This is a genomic window from Oscillibacter sp. 1-3 (assembly GCF_000403435.2).
In the GTDB taxonomy this organism is placed as follows: Bacteria; Bacillota; Clostridia; order Oscillospirales; family Oscillospiraceae; genus Oscillibacter.
Window position 1 is genome coordinate 82,830 of record NZ_KE159710.1, and the last position, 15,457, is coordinate 98,286.

Genomic DNA, 15,457 nt, shown 5'->3' on the forward strand with positions numbered 1-15,457 from the left:
TTGAAAAATGGCGGAATGCCCAACGGCGAGAGATTTTTTCGCCAATCAAGGCAAATTTTTGCAGGCGGGCTGACGCTCGGCAAGAAAATTTAACGCAGAGTGGCGGATCAAGATCCACCGTTTGGGCGTTTTGACTTTTTTCAAACATGGCCTAGGCTATGATGGAATGAATTTTAATGAAATGGAGGCAGCAATTAGGGAGATATATGCCGGTAAAAATACGACTTTGTACTTCCTAAAAATGCAGAGTGAGCTGAGAAGAACTGGCGTTCTGGAACACAAGATGGGCGATCAGGCGTGCATTTGCTGCGCTCTCATACAGACTCAGTTTGAGTATGCCTTTAACCCCGACTACACCAAAAAAGACCGTTCAATAGGAGCCAATCTCCACATGTCAACGGATCAACGGAACCGTGTCGCAAATTAACCTTTCGACGCGGCGGAATTAGCGGCTGGAATAAAGGAACAGCTGAGCCGCATCCGCTCTGCAAATGAATATAGAGACGACATCGTAAAAATGATGGAGGACTGCATTGACCTGTTTGTCAAAGGGGTCATTGGCAATAGCTTTGAAGAGCTGGTCGGCGAGACAAAAGAATAACTGTACTGGAAATTCTAAATCCTCAAAGGGGGAGAGGGCCGCGGCCCTCTCCCCTGATTTTCCTGTTACCAGGCCGTTACTTCTTTTACCGCACTGTCATTTTTCTGTAACCGGGCTGTGGTAGACATAATATTCCATTTTCCGCTATACTGATTTCCATCAAGAGAGATGAGGGTGGAGCTTATGAAGAGAGAACAGATCATTGGCCTGTGTGCGCTGCTTCTGCTGACCGCTGGAACGGTTTTCGCGGTCTCCCGCGGTCCGGCGGCGGACGGCCTGTCCGACGGAGAGCGGGCGTACAAGGAGATGCTGGAGGCCGCGCCTCTGGCAGTGGTGGAAGGGGAGACCATCTCCCCCGATCAGCGGTTACTGGTCCGCACCGCGGGAGCGACGGATTTCTATGTCAGCGGCGTCCGGGTGCCGGAGAAGGTCCAGGTGGTGGACCGTCTTACAGAGGAGGTGCTGTGGGAGACGGAGGGCATGGTGAGCCAGAGGGCTCTCTGGTCTCCGGAGGGAGGGTATCTGGCCCTGGCCCGGTCCGCTCGGACCTGGTGCTCCGTCACCGTCCTTGAGACGGAGCACTGGACCGCCTGGGACTTCACTCTGCCGGATGGAAACTCCATCCCGGAGTACACCTTTCCGGCGTATTACGAGCCCTGGGGAGAGTGGCGGTCAGAGCACTGTCTGGACCTGACCTTTGACGATGTGAACGAGGGACAGTCCCGCTGCACCTGCTATATCACCACGGAGCAGGGGCAGATCACCGGCGAGACGCTGGAGCGTACGGAGGAGATCCTGCCGGAGACCTATGACTTCAACCACGACGGACAGCCGGAGACGGTGGAAATTACATCCGTTCAAAGCGCCCACACCCTCCGCGTTGTGGACGCGGACGGCGCCACGCTGTGGGAGGAGGAGGCTCACACCGCCCACGCCGGGTGGACGAGTATTTTCGCTTTCTCCATGGACGGACAGGACTATCTCATCCGGTATCTCCCTACCATGTACCAGGGCCAGGCAGAGTATTCGCTCCGGGTGTTCTCCCTGAACGCCGTAGGTGGGGAAGAGGTCCTCCATGAGAGCGGCGTGATCTGGGACTGCAATTTCCGCATGGACGGGCACCAATACGATGTGGAGGCCATGACAGATTTTTTGTGGGAGGTCCACACCTATCTTCGGGACAGCACGCTGCTCATAAGCACGGAGAATGGGATGTTTCAGTCCAATCTCCCGGGGCTCCGGCTGAATTACTATCCCTTTGGGGACGCTCTGGAGCTGGACAGCCGGGAGGCACTGGAAAAAGCGGTCCTTAAAGCTGAAAGACTTTACAAGGAGGAAGAGGGAATCACAGAATAAAGAGGCGGGGAAATCTCCCCGCCCCTCTTTACTCCGCCGGCAACAGCGCGTATTTCACCAGCGTCTCCCGGATGCGCGCCAGATTGGCGTCACTTGGCGGGCACAGGGGAAGGCGGAGTTCTCCCATCTCCCACCCCAGCAGATTCAGCGCCGTCTTGACGGGAATGGGGTTCACCTCGCAGAACATGGCGTCGCAGAAGTCCTTTAAGTACAGCTGGAGCTTCCCGGCCTCGGCAAAGTCGTTATCCAGGCACAGCCGGGCCAGGGTGTGCATCTCAGCGGGGAGGACGTTGGCCGCCACGGAGATTACCCCAACGCCGCCCAGGGCGCAGATGGGGACCGTCTCGTCGTCGTTGCCGGACCAGATGTAGAAGTCCTCCAGGCACAGGTTTTGGGTTCGCTGGATATTTCCCAGATTTCCGGAGGCCTCCTTGGTGCCGATGATGTTGGGGTGCTTCGCCAGCTCGGCGTACGTCTCCGGGGCGATGGAGACCCCGGTGCGGGAGGGCACATTGTAGAGGATGCAGGGGAGGTTCACCGCGTCGGCGATGGTCTGGTAGTGCCGGATCATCCCGGCCTGGGAGGCTTTATTGTAGTAGGGCGTCACCAGCAGCAGCCCGTCGGCCCCGGCGTTCTCCGCCTCCCGGGAGAGGGTGACGGCCACCTCCGTGGAGTTGGATCCGGCCCCTGCAATCACCGGGACTTTTCCCTTCACACGCTCTGCGCAGAACGCGATGACCTCTGTCCTCTCACGGGGTGTCATGGTGCTGGCCTCCCCGGTGGTGCCGCAGGCGATGACAGCATCCGTACCACTCTCCAACTGGAAATCCAGTAGCTTTCCCAGGGCGTCAAAGTTCACGCCGCCGTTTGTGAAGGGCGTGGCGATGGCCACACCGGAGCCTGTAAAAATCGGTTGTTTCAAGCGCATCACTCCTTTCATGATCGATGGACAAAAAGCGGATGCCCGGTTTGGGCATCCGCTTTCTTTTGTAGACAGTGCCGTTTATTTTGCCTCAATATATCCCTTTGCGCACAGCAGCTCCGCCAGCAGCACTGCGCCGCCGGCAGCGCCCCGGAGGGTGTTGTGGCTGAGGCCCACAAATTTGTAATCATACTGGGTGTCCTCCCGCAGACGGCCCAGGGAGACAGCCATGCCGTTTTCCAGATTCCGGTCCAGCCGGGTTTGCGGCCGGTCCGGCTCCTCGAAGTAGTGGAGGAACTGTTTGGGGGCAGAGGGGAGGTCCAGTTCCTGGGCGGGACCCCGGAAAGCGGCCCAGTCGGCCTTGATCTGTTCTGCGGTCGGCTTACGGCTCTCCTGGAACTTCATGAATACAGCCGCCATGTGGCCGTCCTGGCAGGCCACCCGAAAGCACTGGGCTGTGATGGCGGGGCCGGCGGCCTTGATGATTCTGCCGTCCTCCACCACGCCCCACAGCTTCAGAGGCTCCTGCTCGCTTTTTTCCTCCTCGCCGCCGATATAGGGAATACAGTTATCCACCATCTCCGGCCAGCGCTCAAAGGTTTTGCCTGCGCCGGAAATGGCTTGATAGGTACAGACCAGGGCCCGTTCCAGGCCGTATTTCAGCAGAGGGTGCAGGGCGGGGACATAGCTCTGGAGGGAGCAGTTGGACTTCACGGCGATAAATCCCCGCCGGGTCCCCAGACGTTTGCGCTGGGCCTCGATAACCTCCAGGTGCTCCGCGTTGAGCTCCGGCACTACCATGGGCACGTCGTCCGTCCAGCGGTGGGCGGAGTTGTTGGAGACGATGGGGCACTCCAGTTTGGCGTACCGCTCCTCTAAGGCCCGGATATCCTCTTTTTTCATGTCCACAGCGCAGAAGCAGAAATCTACCTGCTCCGCCAGTTTTTCCGCGTCAGCCTCCGCGTCCAGAATTACCAGCTCTTTAGCCGTCTCCGGCACCGGGGCGGACATGGCCCAGCGGCCCTCCACAGCTTCGCCATAGCGCCTCCCGGCGCTGCGGGCACTTGCAGCCACGGCGGTCAAGTGAAACCAAGGGTGGTTTTCCATCAGGGTGACGAACCGCTGGCCCACCATGCCCGTACAGCCGATGACACCCACTTTGTACTGTTTCATTATATGCTCCTCCTGCTGTGTTTGTTCCGGCGTCTTTTTTTGTTGCTTCTGGCGCCGTTTTGTACTATAATGTTTTTTACTGAGAAAAAAACAGCCCTGTATTTGTAAGACGGACATTTGTATGTATATTAACATACTTTTTGGGTTTCGTCAAGGTCAGGGCCATGGGGAGGTTCCATGAAAAAACTGCTTTTGACGGCCCTGTTCGTTGTGACTTTTTTCTCACTGTCTGCTGTCTCCGCATCCGCGGTGGTGAACGACAGGGTAAAGGTGGGACTCTGGTACGGCTCCAACGCGCTCTTTTCGGCCAATCTGGAGAACAGCCTGGGAGAGGGCTATGAATTCGGCTGGTTTGATGAGAGCCGGGAGTTCCGCTCCCTGGGGCGGACGGGGGAGACGCAGATCTCCATGACTGCCGCTGGTGATATTTATATGAACGGCAGCGGCGCTTATTCCCCGGACATCCCCTCCGGCGGCTACCGCTTTTTGGGCGGATGGCATGTGGAGCTTGCAGGTTTCCGGGACTATGAGGACGCTGCGGACGCCGCCCGGGAGTACGGCGGCTATCCCGCCTGGATCTCCGGCGAATTCGTTGTACGGATTGGCAGCTACCAGTCCCGGAGCGAAGCGGAAAACGACGTGAACCGCTATGGCGGGGACGGTGTGGCCCAGTCCTCCTCTACGGGCATTGTGGTGACAGTGACCAAGACAGACCAAATCCTCTTTGAGTTCGACTGCGGCGGCGCCCGTAATCTTGGCATACTGCCCGAGGGATGGCGGGGGGAGACTGCCACCTGGTTCAAGGGCTACAAATACGCAGGAGGCTTTGAGTACGCCCGGGTCACCGGCGGAAACATCAATGTCTCCAACGTGGTGGATGTGGAGGACTACGTCAAAGGCGTCATCCCCTATGAGATGAGCGGCGACTGGCCCCTGGCGGCTCTGGAGGCCCAGGCGGTTTGTGTGCGCACCTTTGTCTACGGCAACAACAAGCACACATCGCTCTACGGCTTCGACGTGTGCAACGGCGCTGACTGCCAGGTCTACCGGGGCCTGGGAAGCGGCGGCGCCGCCGGGCCCAGCGATCAGAGCAACGACGCCGTTGACAACACGGCGGGGGAGTGTCTCTACTACCGGGGCGAGCTGGTGAAGGACGCGGTGTACCACTCCTCCAACGGCGGCGCCACAGAGGACTCCGCCAACGTCTTCGGCGGAGACCCGGGGTATCTCATCGGCAAGCCGGACCCCAATGAGGCCCGGATCAATATCCCCAGTTACAGCTACTCCGTCACATACAGCGCGGACGAGCTTACCTGGATTTTGGAGCAGAAGGGCTACTCCATCGGCATGGTCCAAAACGTCTACATATCCGAGTACACCCCCATGGGCAACGTGAAAAAAGTGACCTTTGATGGGAGCCGCGGCTCCACCACCGTCAGCGGCGATACCTGCCGCACCATTTTTTACAGCAGCACATACAACAAATCCGTCCGCAGTATGCGCTTTGACATCAACGGCAGCAGTGCGGGCACCGGCGGCAGCGTCTATGTCAGCGGCGGCGGGCAGTTGCCGTCCCTGAATGGGACTTTCGTTATTTCCGGCGGCGGGACCATGGAAACGCTGGCAGGCGACTCCGCCTCCGTCATTTCCTCCTCCGGCATCTCCACGGTCAGCGGCGGCGGGGGAACCGTCTCCCAGCCCAGCGCCGGCTCCGCCAACGGCAGCTTTACCATCACCGGCACGGGAAACGGCCACAATGTGGGCATGAGCCAGTACGGCGCCCGATCCATGGCGGAGCAGGGATACAATTATCAGGATATTCTGGAATTTTACTATACAGACATCACCATTCGGTGAGGAACGGACACGATATGAAGACCAGCGATTTTTACTATGACCTTCCCCAGGAGCTGATTGCCCAGACGCCTATCCAGCAGCGGGACGCATCCCGGCTGATGACGCTGGACCGCTCCACCGGAGAGACCAGGCACTGCCATTTTTATGACCTGCCGGACTTTCTGCGTCCCGGCGACTGCCTGATCTTAAACGACTCCCGGGTTCTGCCGGCCAGGCTTCTGGGCCAGCGGCTTCCCGGCGGCGGCGCCTGCGAGGTTTTGCTGCTCACCGACAGGGGGGAGGGGACCTGGGAGTGTCTGGTACGTCCCGGCCGGAAGATGCGCCCCGGAGCAAAACTGTCCTTCGGAGACGGTGAGCTGACGGCGGAGGTGACCGGAGAAATTGAAGGGGGCAACCGCCTGGTCCGTTTCACTTACCAGGGAATTTTTCTGGAGGTCCTGGAGCGGCTGGGCAAGATGCCTCTGCCGCCCTATATCAAGGCGGAGCTCCAGGACCGGGAGCGGTATCAGACAGTCTACTCCCGGCACAACGGAAGCGCGGCGGCCCCCACGGCGGGCCTCCACTTTACGCCAAAGCTTCTGGAGACCATAGCGGCAAAGAGCGTGGGGATCGGATATGTGACCCTTCATGTAGGTCTTGGCACCTTTCGACCTGTAAAGGAAAAAGACATTACAGATCATACTATGCACAGCGAGTACTGCATCCTGCCTCAGGAGACAGCTGATCTGATCAATCAGACCCGGACCGCTGGGGGCCGGTGCGTGTGTGTGGGCACCACCTCCTGCCGGACGCTGGAGTCCTGGGCCGGGGAGGATGGACACATGGAGGCCAGAAGCGGCTGGACGGACATCTACATCTATCCCGGCTACCGCTTCAAGGTGACGGACGCGCTTGTGACCAACTTCCATCTTCCGGAGAGCACCCTGGTCATGCTGGTGTCCGCCTTTGCCGGGCGGGAGCATGTTTTGGCGGCCTATCAGGAGGCTGTCCGGGAGAGATACCGCTTTTTCTCCTTCGGCGACGCCATGTTTTTGTATTGATGGAGGAGGCTTTTGCTTATGGAATTGACAGATCTTCCCAATATCGGCCCCAAGCTGGCGGAAAACCTATGCCGGGTGGGCGTCACCACCCCGGAACAGCTGCGGGAACTGGGGGCGCAGGAATCATTCCTTCGCATTCGCGCCCAGGTGGACCCAACCGCCTGCTTCCATCAGCTGACCGCCCTGGCCGGCGCGGAGGACGGTATCCCCAAAAAGGCGTTGTCCCAAGAGAAAAAAGCGGCTCTGAGGACATTTTTCGACAGTCTTTAATAAAATTAAGGAGTAACGTCCATGTTCAGAGTTCTCAAAACTGAGGGCCGCGCCCGGCGCGGCGAGTTTTCCTGCGCCCACGGAGGCCTTGTCCAGACTCCTGTCTTCATGAACGTGGGGACACAGGCGGCCATCAAGGGCGGCGTCTCGGCCTTTGACCTGCAGGAGATCGGCTGCCAGATCGAGCTCAGCAATACCTACCACCTGCATCTGCGGCCCGGCGACCAGCTGGTGCGGCGTATGGGGGGACTGCACAAGTTTATGAATTGGGACGGCCCCATCCTGACGGATTCCGGCGGGTTCCAGGTGTTCTCCCTGGCAAGTCTCCGGAAAATTAAGGAGGAGGGCGTGTATTTCTCCTCCCACATCGACGGCCGGAAGATCTTCATGGGACCGGAGGAATCCATGCAGATCCAGTCCAACCTGGGCAGCGACATCGCCATGGCCTTTGACGAGTGCGTGGAGAACCCGGCACAGTACGACTACGCCAAGGCCAGCTGCGAGCGGACCTTCCGCTGGCTGGAGCGATGCAAGGCCGAGCACGACCGTCTCAACAGCCTGCCGGACACGGTAAACCCCGGTCAGATGCTCTTCGGCATCAACCAGGGGGCCACCTTCGCGGATCTCCGTGCCTGGCATATGCGGGAGATCGCAAAGATCGACTGCGACGGCTTTGCAATCGGCGGATTGGCCGTAGGGGAGCCGGCGGAGGTTATGTATGAGATGATCGACGTGGTGGAGCCCTTTATGCCGAGGGAGAAGCCCCGCTACCTCATGGGGGTCGGCACACCCAGCAACATTATCGAGGGCGTCAGCCGGGGGGTGGACTTCTTCGATTGCGTCATGCCCTCCCGAAACGGCCGCCACGGCAAGCTCTTTACCTGGGAGGGCACTGTCAATATCCTGAATGAGAAATATGCCGCGGATGCGCGGCCTATCAGCGAGAGCTGCGGCTGTCCTGTGTGCCGGCGGTTTTCCCGGGCGTACCTGCGGCATCTGTTCAAGGCGGACGAGGTACTGGCCCTGCGTTTGGCGGTGCTCCACAACCTGTATTTCTATAATGAGCTGATGACCCGAATCCGGCAGGCCCTGGACGAGGGAACCTTCGCGGACTTCCGCGTCCGGTACAGTGGGCGGCTGGAGGAACGGGCATAAAAATGCAAGGACGTATCCGGGGTGGATACGTCCTTGTCTGACTATTTTGTGCAGAAAAATCTCATAGAGCACATAAAGAGAAGATCTTCATATCCGGCGCTGCGCCAAGTCGGCCAGTGTCTCCAGGTCACCGCGCTGGATGGAGTGGAGCCCCTCCGAGATCCGCTCCAGGGGCCAGTCCCACCACCGCAGCTGCAGCAGGGTATCCGCCGTCTCATCGGAGAACCGCTTTCGAATAGGACGGGCCGGAACGCCGCCCGCAATGGTATATGGCGGCACATCCTTCGTCACCACGGCACGGGCGCCGATTACCGCGCCGTCGCCGATGGTAACGCCCGCCAGGATCACGGCCTCATAGCCAATCCATACGTCGTTCCCGATGACGATGTCCCCTTTGTTGTCCCAGGCCTCGGCGGGACTTATGCTGTGGTCCCATGCCTCGTAAAAGATAGGGAAGGTGTAGTTGGAAAGGGAGTGCAGGGTGTGGTTGGCGCTGTTGAAGAGAAAACGGGCGCCGCAGGCAATGGAACAGAATTTCCCGATGTACAGGCAGTCGCGGTTGATGGGGTAGTGGTAGAGAACATTGTTTTTCTGAAAGTCCCTGGGATCGCGTACAAAGTCGTTATAAATGGTAAACGCCCCAATTTGAATTGCCGGGTCGTCCACCACGTTTTTCAAATATACAGTCTGTGTATCTCCGGTCCTGGGGTATACTCTGGTGTGGTCTGGAATCGCCATAATCAAACTCCTTTTCTGATTACTTTTTCAAGACGATTCCAGAGACGGCAATGCAGCGTTTCACAGGCGTGTCCACCTCTCTTCGTTCCGTTTTCAGCGCATGCGCCGGAGAAATTTTACCACAAAACCGCCTCTTTGGCAATTCTTTTGGAAAACACAGGGGCAGTGTGGTTCATAATGCAAAGAAAGTTCTTGCAAAACCGGTTAATTCTGGTATAATGGTACCATTCTGAATTTACGAAGGAAAAGGAGTTTTATCAACATGGAACCTATTTTTATGATGGTTGCGATGCTGGCGATCTTCTACTTCATCCTGATCCGTCCGGAGAACAAGCGGAAGAAGCAGGCTCAGGAGATGCGGGACAGCCTGAAAAAGGGCGATACTGTCACCACCATCGGCGGGATTGTGGGGAAGATCGTCTCCACCGATCAGAACACCATCATCATTGAGACCAGCGAGGACCGTGTCCGCATGGAGCTGACTCGCTGGGCCGTCTCCACCGTGGGCGTACAGACCGGCGAGCAGCCCGAGAACGCCAAGAAGGAAAAGAAAGAGAAGAAGGAGGAGGCCGCCGATCCCGTTAACGAGATTCCAGCCCCTGAAAAAGAGGAAAAATAATCCCGGGCATTCATAAAAACCGCCTCCCTTGCAATATGTTCTGATTAGGAACGATTGTGAGGGAGGATTATTTATGGGCAAAGGAAAAAAACAATCGCCGAACGGGCTGGTATTTTTAGAAGGACTGTGTCTGTCCTTCGGGATCTATCTCCTGGGGCAGCTGCTGGTGACGCTGCTGGTGGTGAAGGGCGCGCTAACGGAGGCGGGTATGTTCCCGGCAGTGGCGGCACTCTGTCTGCTGTCCGCATTGGCCGGGGGATTTCTCTGCGCCCGGAGACCCATGTGGGGACCGCTGCCCAGCGCCATGATGTGCGCGGCGCTGTTCGCGGGTATTCTGGCGGCGGTGGGGATTCTTTGCTGGGAGAAGGGGATCAACTGGGCAGGACACGGCGGCATCCTGATACTGTGCGCCCTGGCGGGCGGCCTGCTGGCCGGCGTACTGGGCAGCGGACAGCGGAAAAAGAAAAAGCGGAAAATAGGAGCGCTGTAAGATTTCACAAAAATGTGTGCATTGCAAACTTATAGATGTTTTTGACTTGACAAAGGGCTGTGCAGGGAAGTGGGGCAGATATGGGGGCGTTGTCTGATACTGGAATACCAGATGTCGGCCTTTTCCAAAAGGTGGATCCCCCTGTTTGCTCAACTTTACGAAGTTTACATAAAATTGTTTACATAACATTTGTTCATAAATTACAAAAAAGATTTTTTTCATTGAAATTCCTTGATAATTTTGGAAATTTGAACTATTATTTAATAACAGTCGGTTTACGTCAACCATCTCATAAACCGCCCGCTTCGCTCATAGGATGAAGTGAGGTGAGGCGGTTTGATTTGGAAAAAACAAGGAAAAGACGGGCAGTCCGCCCCGCTGCCCCGCCTGGTGCTTCTGGCGCTGTTCTTTTTGGGCGGCGTGCTTTTGGGACAGGTCCTGTCAGGCCGTGTGCCGGACGCCACAGGAGACGAGTTGGGCCGCTATCTGACGGACTATCTCCGTTTGGACGGCGGCGCGGATCGAACGGCCTTGGCGGCGCTGTCCGCCGCGGTGATCTACTTCCGCTATCCGCTGCTGGCCTTTTTGCTGGGCTTTACCTCGCTGGGGGTACTTCTTTTGCCCTTTGCCACAGCGACCTATGGTTTTTTTCTGTCTTTTTCCGTCTGCTGTTTTACTGCCGCCTTTGGGACCGACGGAGTTCTGCTGGCTTTGGCGGTCTTTGGTCTGCGGTGTGCGGTGACGCTGCCCTGTTACCTTCTGCTGGCGGTCCCTGCATGGGGAACCAGCGCGGCGCTGGCCAGTCTGTCCTTCGGACGGGGAAGGCGGGCAGCTCCGGTGGTCTATGGCCGGAGCTGCTGGGTCCGGTTTGGCGGTGTGATAGCTGTGCTGCTGGCGGGTATGTGTGTGGACTTATTTCTATCGCCCTGGCTGCTCCAGCTGATCCTGGAGCGGATTCTGGGCATCGTCTGAACAGAAAGAGAGAGGGAGGTGTTTCTCCAAACATGGACGATGTGACACGATATGGTACATATTTGACTGAGGAGAAGCAGGCCTCCCGAAACACTGTCGCGTCCTATCTACGGGATGTGAACCAGTTTGCGGACTATTTGCAGAACCACCGGGAGTGCGGCCTTCGGCAGGCAAAGGCCGAGATGGTGCGGGATTACATGGATTGGATGCTGGGACACGGAAAATCCACAGCCTCTGTTACCCGGTTTCTGGCCTCCGTCAAATCCTTTTACAACTTCCTTCTGGCGGAGGGCTCCGTGGCGTCCAATCCCGCCAAAGGGCTGGCCGCCGCCAAATCAGAGCGCAAATACCCGGAGATCCTCACCTCCCGGGAGGTGGAGCTGTTTTTAGACCAGCCACAGTGCGTGGATGCCAAGGGCTTCCGGGACCACGCTATGCTGGAACTTCTGTATGCTACCGGCATTCGGGTCAGCGAACTGATCTCCCTGGATCTGGACGATCTGAACCTCTCCGCCGGCTTCATCCGCTGCCGGAGCAAGGGGAAGGAGCGGATTATCCCCCTGTACCACGGTGCCGTGAAGGCTTTGCAGGACTATGTGAAAAACATTCGCCCCCAGCTGATCGCCGATGGCGGGGAGGAGGCTCTGTTCGTCAATATGAACGGCGAGCGCATGAGCCGTCAGGGCTTTTGGAAGATTATCAAATGCTACCAGGAAAAAGCGGGTATCGAGAAGGACATCACGCCCCATACCCTGCGGCACTCCTTTGCGGTGCATCTGCTGGAGAACGGGGCGGACCTGCGCTCCATTCAGGAGATGCTGGGCCATGCTGACATCTCCTCCACCCAGATTTACACCCACGTTGTCAAGCGGCAGCTGAAAGACGTGTATCAGAAGGCGCATCCGAGGGCTTGAAGAAGTCCGCTCACTGTTGTATTCGCCACAAAGGTGAACGGACGGAGGTATATTGGGGCAGGCGCATGTCCAACCGAAAATGACTGTAATTTTTCCTTTCGTTTTGGGCGAAAGAATTGGGGGAGCCTAGGCGTCCCCCTAGTCCCTTTCCGGGCAGCACGGCAGAGCCGTGCTGTTTTTGCATTTCGGAAAATTTTTCTTTTGGAAAACAAAATGGAGTCCTGGAAACTCTAATAGATAAAGAAAGGAGGTGGCGCTTTGGACGGGGAGGAATTTGCCGGCAGGGTAGAAGCGGTGAAGGAGCGGCTGTACCGTGCCGCGTATCTGTATCTTGGCAGCGAGGCCGACGCCCTGGAGGCCGTGGACGAGGCAGTATACCAGGCTCTTCGGGGACTGAAAAAGCTGCGGCAGCCGGAGTTTTTTGAGACCTGGATCACCCGTATCCTGATCAACGAATGCCACCGGGAGCTGCGCCGCCGGAAGCATCTGGCAGGGGAGGAGACCCTTCCGGAGTCCGCCGGGCCGGACGAGTATGACGCCCTACCGCTGCGGGAGGCCGTCCGGCGGCTGCCGGAGGAGCTGCGGCAGGTGGTGGTCCTGCGGTTTTTTGCCGGGTACACCCAGGTGGAAACTGCTGCCGCCTTGAAGATTCCCCAGGGAACTGCGGCCACCCGCCAGCGCAGGGCTCTTGCGCTGCTGCGCCTGGAATTGGGAGAGGAGGAGTGCGTATGAACCGAAACGAGGAATATCAGGCCCTGCTGACAGGACTGGAAACAATGCCGGATGCGTTGGAAAGCACGGCACAGAGAGCATTGATAAGGAAAAATGCTTTACAAAAGAAGCGGCGTCTTTTTCTGGCTCCGGTTATTGGGATGGCCGCCTGCTTTACAGCCTTTGTGCTGCTGGTGAATCTCTCCATCCCCTTTGCCAGCGCCTGCGGGCGGATTCCCTGGCTGCGTGAGCTGGCGAAGGCTGTGGCCTTCTCGCCATCTCTCTCCGCCGCCGTGGAAAACGAGTATGTCCAGCCCATCGGCGAAACGAAGAGTCAGGACGGCATCACTGTCACGGTGGAGTACGTCATTGTGGACCGCAAGCAGGTGAATATCTTTTACACAGCGCAGTTTCCAAAGGAACAGGAACTGTATGTGAATTACGACTACGGTCTCGACGAAGACCACGGCAGCCTGGAATTTTCCGGCAGTACACAGGTGACCAGCGGCGAGCTCCAGCTGATCAAGCTGCAATTTGTGGAATGCGATGTTCCGTCTGTCATGGACCTGTGCTTTCAGTTTTATAACTATGACCAAGCGGCCCGCCTTAATGCGGAACTGAACGCTTCCGCCTTTGAGACGCCGGAGCACCGGGAGCCGGACTACCTGACCGAGATCCCTTTCCACCTGGAGTTCGATCCCTACTACACTGCCCAGGGGGAGATCATCCCTGTGGACACCGCCTTTACCCTGGACGGCCAGCGCTTCATCCTGACGGAGGTGGAGCGGTACCCCACCCATCTCCGGGTCAATCTGAGGGCCGGCGAGGGCAACACCGCGGACCTCACAGGATTGGACCTGTATCTGGAGAACGAGCACGGCGAGCGGTTTGAGCGCCCTGGCGGTCTCACCGCCTCCGGCGCCCCCGAGAGTGAGGAGGGGGCCACCTTCTGGCTGGACAGCACCTTTTTCAGCCACGGGCAACATCTGACCCTCTATATTACCCAGGCCCGGTGGAAGGACAAGGACGCCCCCAGAGTGCGGCTGGACCTGACGGAGGGCACCGTGGAAAATCTCCCCCAGGGTATCCGGCTTCTCAAGGCGGAACGTCCATACGGCGGCTCCTGGGAGGTGACGTTCCTGAAATTCACCGAAGAGATCGGAGACCTCGGCAACCTTATGAGCTGCCACGGCTTCTGGGACGAAGCCGGGAACCACTACGAGGTCTTGCAGAGCGCCTCCAACTACGGCTATCTGGACCCGGAGACGGAGGAGTGGGTCGAGGAGGACGGCGTCATCAGCGAGAGCTTCCCCCTGCGGGGCTTCTACGGCACCGTGGTTTATCTGGACCCCACCTCCAATCGGATCACGAAATTCGATACCCCTGTTGCCATCCCCATCAAATAAAAAAGAGCGCCTGCGGGCGCTCTTTTTTTATAGTTGCGCTTTTTCCTAAAATTTGCTATACTATCGAAGTATGCAATCTGAAAGGGGAGCGCCATGCGCATTTTAGGCATCGACCCCGGCTTTGCCACCATCGGCTTCGGCCTGGTGGAGGCGGAACGGGCACAAGTCCACATGGTGACGTACGGCGCCATTACCACTCCGGCGGGTCTGCCCCTCAGCCGCCGCCTGTACCAAATCAGCTGCGACATGGAGGAGCTGATCGGCCAGCTGAAACCGGATGTGATCTCCATTGAGGAGTTGTTCTTCAACACCAATATCACCACCGGCATCGCCGTGGCACACGGACGGGGGGTTATCCTCTGCGCCGCGGAGAAGTGCGGAATTCCGCTCTATGAATACACGCCCTCGCAGGTGAAGCTGGCAGTAACGGGCTACGGCAAGGCGGAGAAACGCCAGGTGATGGATATGACCAAGCGGCTCCTGAAACTGAAAACAGTCCCCAGGCCGGACGACGCCGCAGACGCATTGGCTCTGGCCCTATGCCATGCAAGGAGTTTTACTTCACGGATTCCCCAGGGGAGGGACGTGAGGGAGACTATTTGAGGAGGTCCCTATGTTCTACTATCTCGACGGTACCGTAGCGGAGCTGCTGCCGTATCTCGCGGTCATCGACTGCGGCGGCGTGGGCTACGCCTGCAAGACCACCAACAACACCCTCTCCGCCCTGAAAAAGGGCCAGCGGGGTCGGGTCTATACCTATTTGAATGTGGGGGAGGACCTCTTTGACCTCTACGGCTTTGCCACCCAGAACGAGCTCAACAGCTTCAAGCAGCTGATCGGAGTATCCGGCGTGGGCCCTAAGGCGGCTTTGGCGATTCTGTCCATCGGAACGCCGGAGACCCTGGCTATGGCCATTGTAACCGGAGATGAAAAGTCCCTGACTGCCGCGCCGGGCGTGGGGAAAAAGCTGGCACAGCGGATTATATTGGAATTAAAAGACAAAATGTCGAAGGATGTCTCGTCCGGACTGGATTTTTCCGGCGGCAGGGGAGTGCCTGCCCCGGCTATGTTCGCCAGCAAGGCCACGGAGGCGGCCCAGGCCCTGGCGGTGCTGGGCTACTCCAGCCAGGAGGTCTCCGCCGCCCTGAAAGGTGTGGACGTGGAGAAATTGCCTTTGGAGGAGATCATTCGTCAAAGCCTGAAAAAAATGGTGCGGTGAGGCATATTTATTTC

16 protein-coding genes are annotated in these 15,457 nt (G+C 58.0%); 13 read left to right on the plus strand and 3 right to left on the minus strand.

Annotated features, from left to right (window positions below; genetic code table 11):
* Nucleotides 1-784 precede the first annotated feature (784 nt).
* Nucleotides 785-1,957 carry a hypothetical protein gene (locus C816_RS16220; RefSeq protein WP_016323488.1) on the plus strand — a complete coding sequence of 391 codons (1,173 nt, stop codon included), beginning with the start codon at nucleotides 785-787 and terminating at the stop codon, nucleotides 1,955-1,957.
* 28 nt (nucleotides 1,958-1,985) lie between these two features.
* Here the strand turns inward: C816_RS16220 and dapA are convergent, their stop codons facing one another.
* The gene (gene dapA / locus C816_RS16225; RefSeq protein WP_016323489.1) at nucleotides 1,986-2,879 is read right to left on the minus strand and encodes a 4-hydroxy-tetrahydrodipicolinate synthase; all 894 of its coding nucleotides are present in this window, start codon (nucleotides 2,877-2,879) and stop codon (nucleotides 1,986-1,988) included.
* 81 nt (nucleotides 2,880-2,960) lie between these two features.
* Complete coding sequence (asd, locus tag C816_RS16230) at nucleotides 2,961-4,052, minus strand: aspartate-semialdehyde dehydrogenase (protein WP_016323490.1); 1,092 nt, start codon at nucleotides 4,050-4,052, stop codon at nucleotides 2,961-2,963.
* Nucleotides 4,053-4,229: 177 nt separating this feature from the next.
* On the opposite strand from asd, the gene C816_RS16235 reads away from it, so the two are divergent.
* The 4 genes from C816_RS16235 to tgt are packed head-to-tail and all read left to right on the plus strand — an operon-like array spanning nucleotide 4,230 to nucleotide 8,374.
* On the plus strand, nucleotides 4,230-5,909 hold the full coding sequence (locus C816_RS16235; protein ID WP_016323491.1) for a SpoIID/LytB domain-containing protein: 1,680 nt from the start codon (nucleotides 4,230-4,232) through the stop codon (nucleotides 5,907-5,909).
* Between the two features lie 14 nt (nucleotides 5,910-5,923).
* On the plus strand, nucleotides 5,924-6,949 hold the full coding sequence (gene queA / locus C816_RS16240) for a tRNA preQ1(34) S-adenosylmethionine ribosyltransferase-isomerase QueA (protein ID WP_016323492.1): 1,026 nt from the start codon (nucleotides 5,924-5,926) through the stop codon (nucleotides 6,947-6,949).
* 18 nt (nucleotides 6,950-6,967) lie between these two features.
* Nucleotides 6,968-7,219: a TfoX/Sxy family protein gene (locus C816_RS16245; RefSeq protein ID WP_016323493.1), complete on the plus strand. Its 252-nt coding sequence runs from the start codon at nucleotides 6,968-6,970 to the stop codon at nucleotides 7,217-7,219.
* 21 nt (nucleotides 7,220-7,240) lie between these two features.
* On the plus strand, nucleotides 7,241-8,374 hold the full coding sequence (gene tgt / locus C816_RS16250; RefSeq protein ID WP_016323494.1) for a tRNA guanosine(34) transglycosylase Tgt: 1,134 nt from the start codon (nucleotides 7,241-7,243) through the stop codon (nucleotides 8,372-8,374).
* A gap of 87 nt (nucleotides 8,375-8,461) precedes the next feature.
* Here the strand turns inward: tgt and C816_RS16255 are convergent, their stop codons facing one another.
* A complete protein-coding gene (locus tag C816_RS16255) occupies nucleotides 8,462-9,112 on the minus strand; it encodes a CatB-related O-acetyltransferase (RefSeq protein WP_016323495.1) in 651 nt (216 codons plus the stop codon).
* A gap of 262 nt (nucleotides 9,113-9,374) precedes the next feature.
* Here C816_RS16255 and yajC point away from each other — a divergent pair, with 262 nt between their 5' ends.
* From yajC to ruvA, 8 genes are all read left to right on the plus strand, one after another.
* Entirely contained in the window at nucleotides 9,375-9,731 is a 357-nt protein-coding gene (gene yajC, locus C816_RS16260; protein WP_016323496.1) for a preprotein translocase subunit YajC, read from the plus strand.
* Between the two features lie 73 nt (nucleotides 9,732-9,804).
* Nucleotides 9,805-10,221: a DUF3792 family protein gene (locus C816_RS16265; RefSeq protein ID WP_016323497.1), complete on the plus strand. Its 417-nt coding sequence runs from the start codon at nucleotides 9,805-9,807 to the stop codon at nucleotides 10,219-10,221.
* Between the two features lie 336 nt (nucleotides 10,222-10,557).
* Nucleotides 10,558-11,193, plus strand: a complete 636-nt coding sequence (locus C816_RS16270) for a hypothetical protein (RefSeq protein ID WP_016323498.1) — start codon at nucleotides 10,558-10,560, stop codon at nucleotides 11,191-11,193.
* 32 nt (nucleotides 11,194-11,225) lie between these two features.
* Nucleotides 11,226-12,107, plus strand: a complete 882-nt coding sequence (gene xerD / locus C816_RS16275; protein WP_016323499.1) for a site-specific tyrosine recombinase XerD — start codon at nucleotides 11,226-11,228, stop codon at nucleotides 12,105-12,107.
* 258 nt (nucleotides 12,108-12,365) lie between these two features.
* Nucleotides 12,366-12,839 carry a sigma-70 family RNA polymerase sigma factor gene (locus C816_RS16280; protein ID WP_016323500.1) on the plus strand — a complete coding sequence of 158 codons (474 nt, stop codon included), beginning with the start codon at nucleotides 12,366-12,368 and terminating at the stop codon, nucleotides 12,837-12,839.
* A complete protein-coding gene (locus C816_RS16285; protein WP_016323501.1) occupies nucleotides 12,836-14,224 on the plus strand; it encodes a DUF4179 domain-containing protein in 1,389 nt (462 codons plus the stop codon). Before C816_RS16280 ends, C816_RS16285 begins: the two co-directional genes overlap by 4 nt.
* Nucleotides 14,225-14,317: 93 nt before the next feature.
* Nucleotides 14,318-14,827 carry a crossover junction endodeoxyribonuclease RuvC gene (gene ruvC / locus C816_RS16290; RefSeq protein ID WP_016323502.1) on the plus strand — a complete coding sequence of 170 codons (510 nt, stop codon included), beginning with the start codon at nucleotides 14,318-14,320 and terminating at the stop codon, nucleotides 14,825-14,827.
* Nucleotides 14,828-14,837: 10 nt separating this feature from the next.
* A complete protein-coding gene (gene ruvA, locus C816_RS16295; protein WP_016323503.1) occupies nucleotides 14,838-15,443 on the plus strand; it encodes a Holliday junction branch migration protein RuvA in 606 nt (201 codons plus the stop codon).
* The last annotated feature ends 14 nt before the right edge of the window (nucleotides 15,444-15,457 follow it).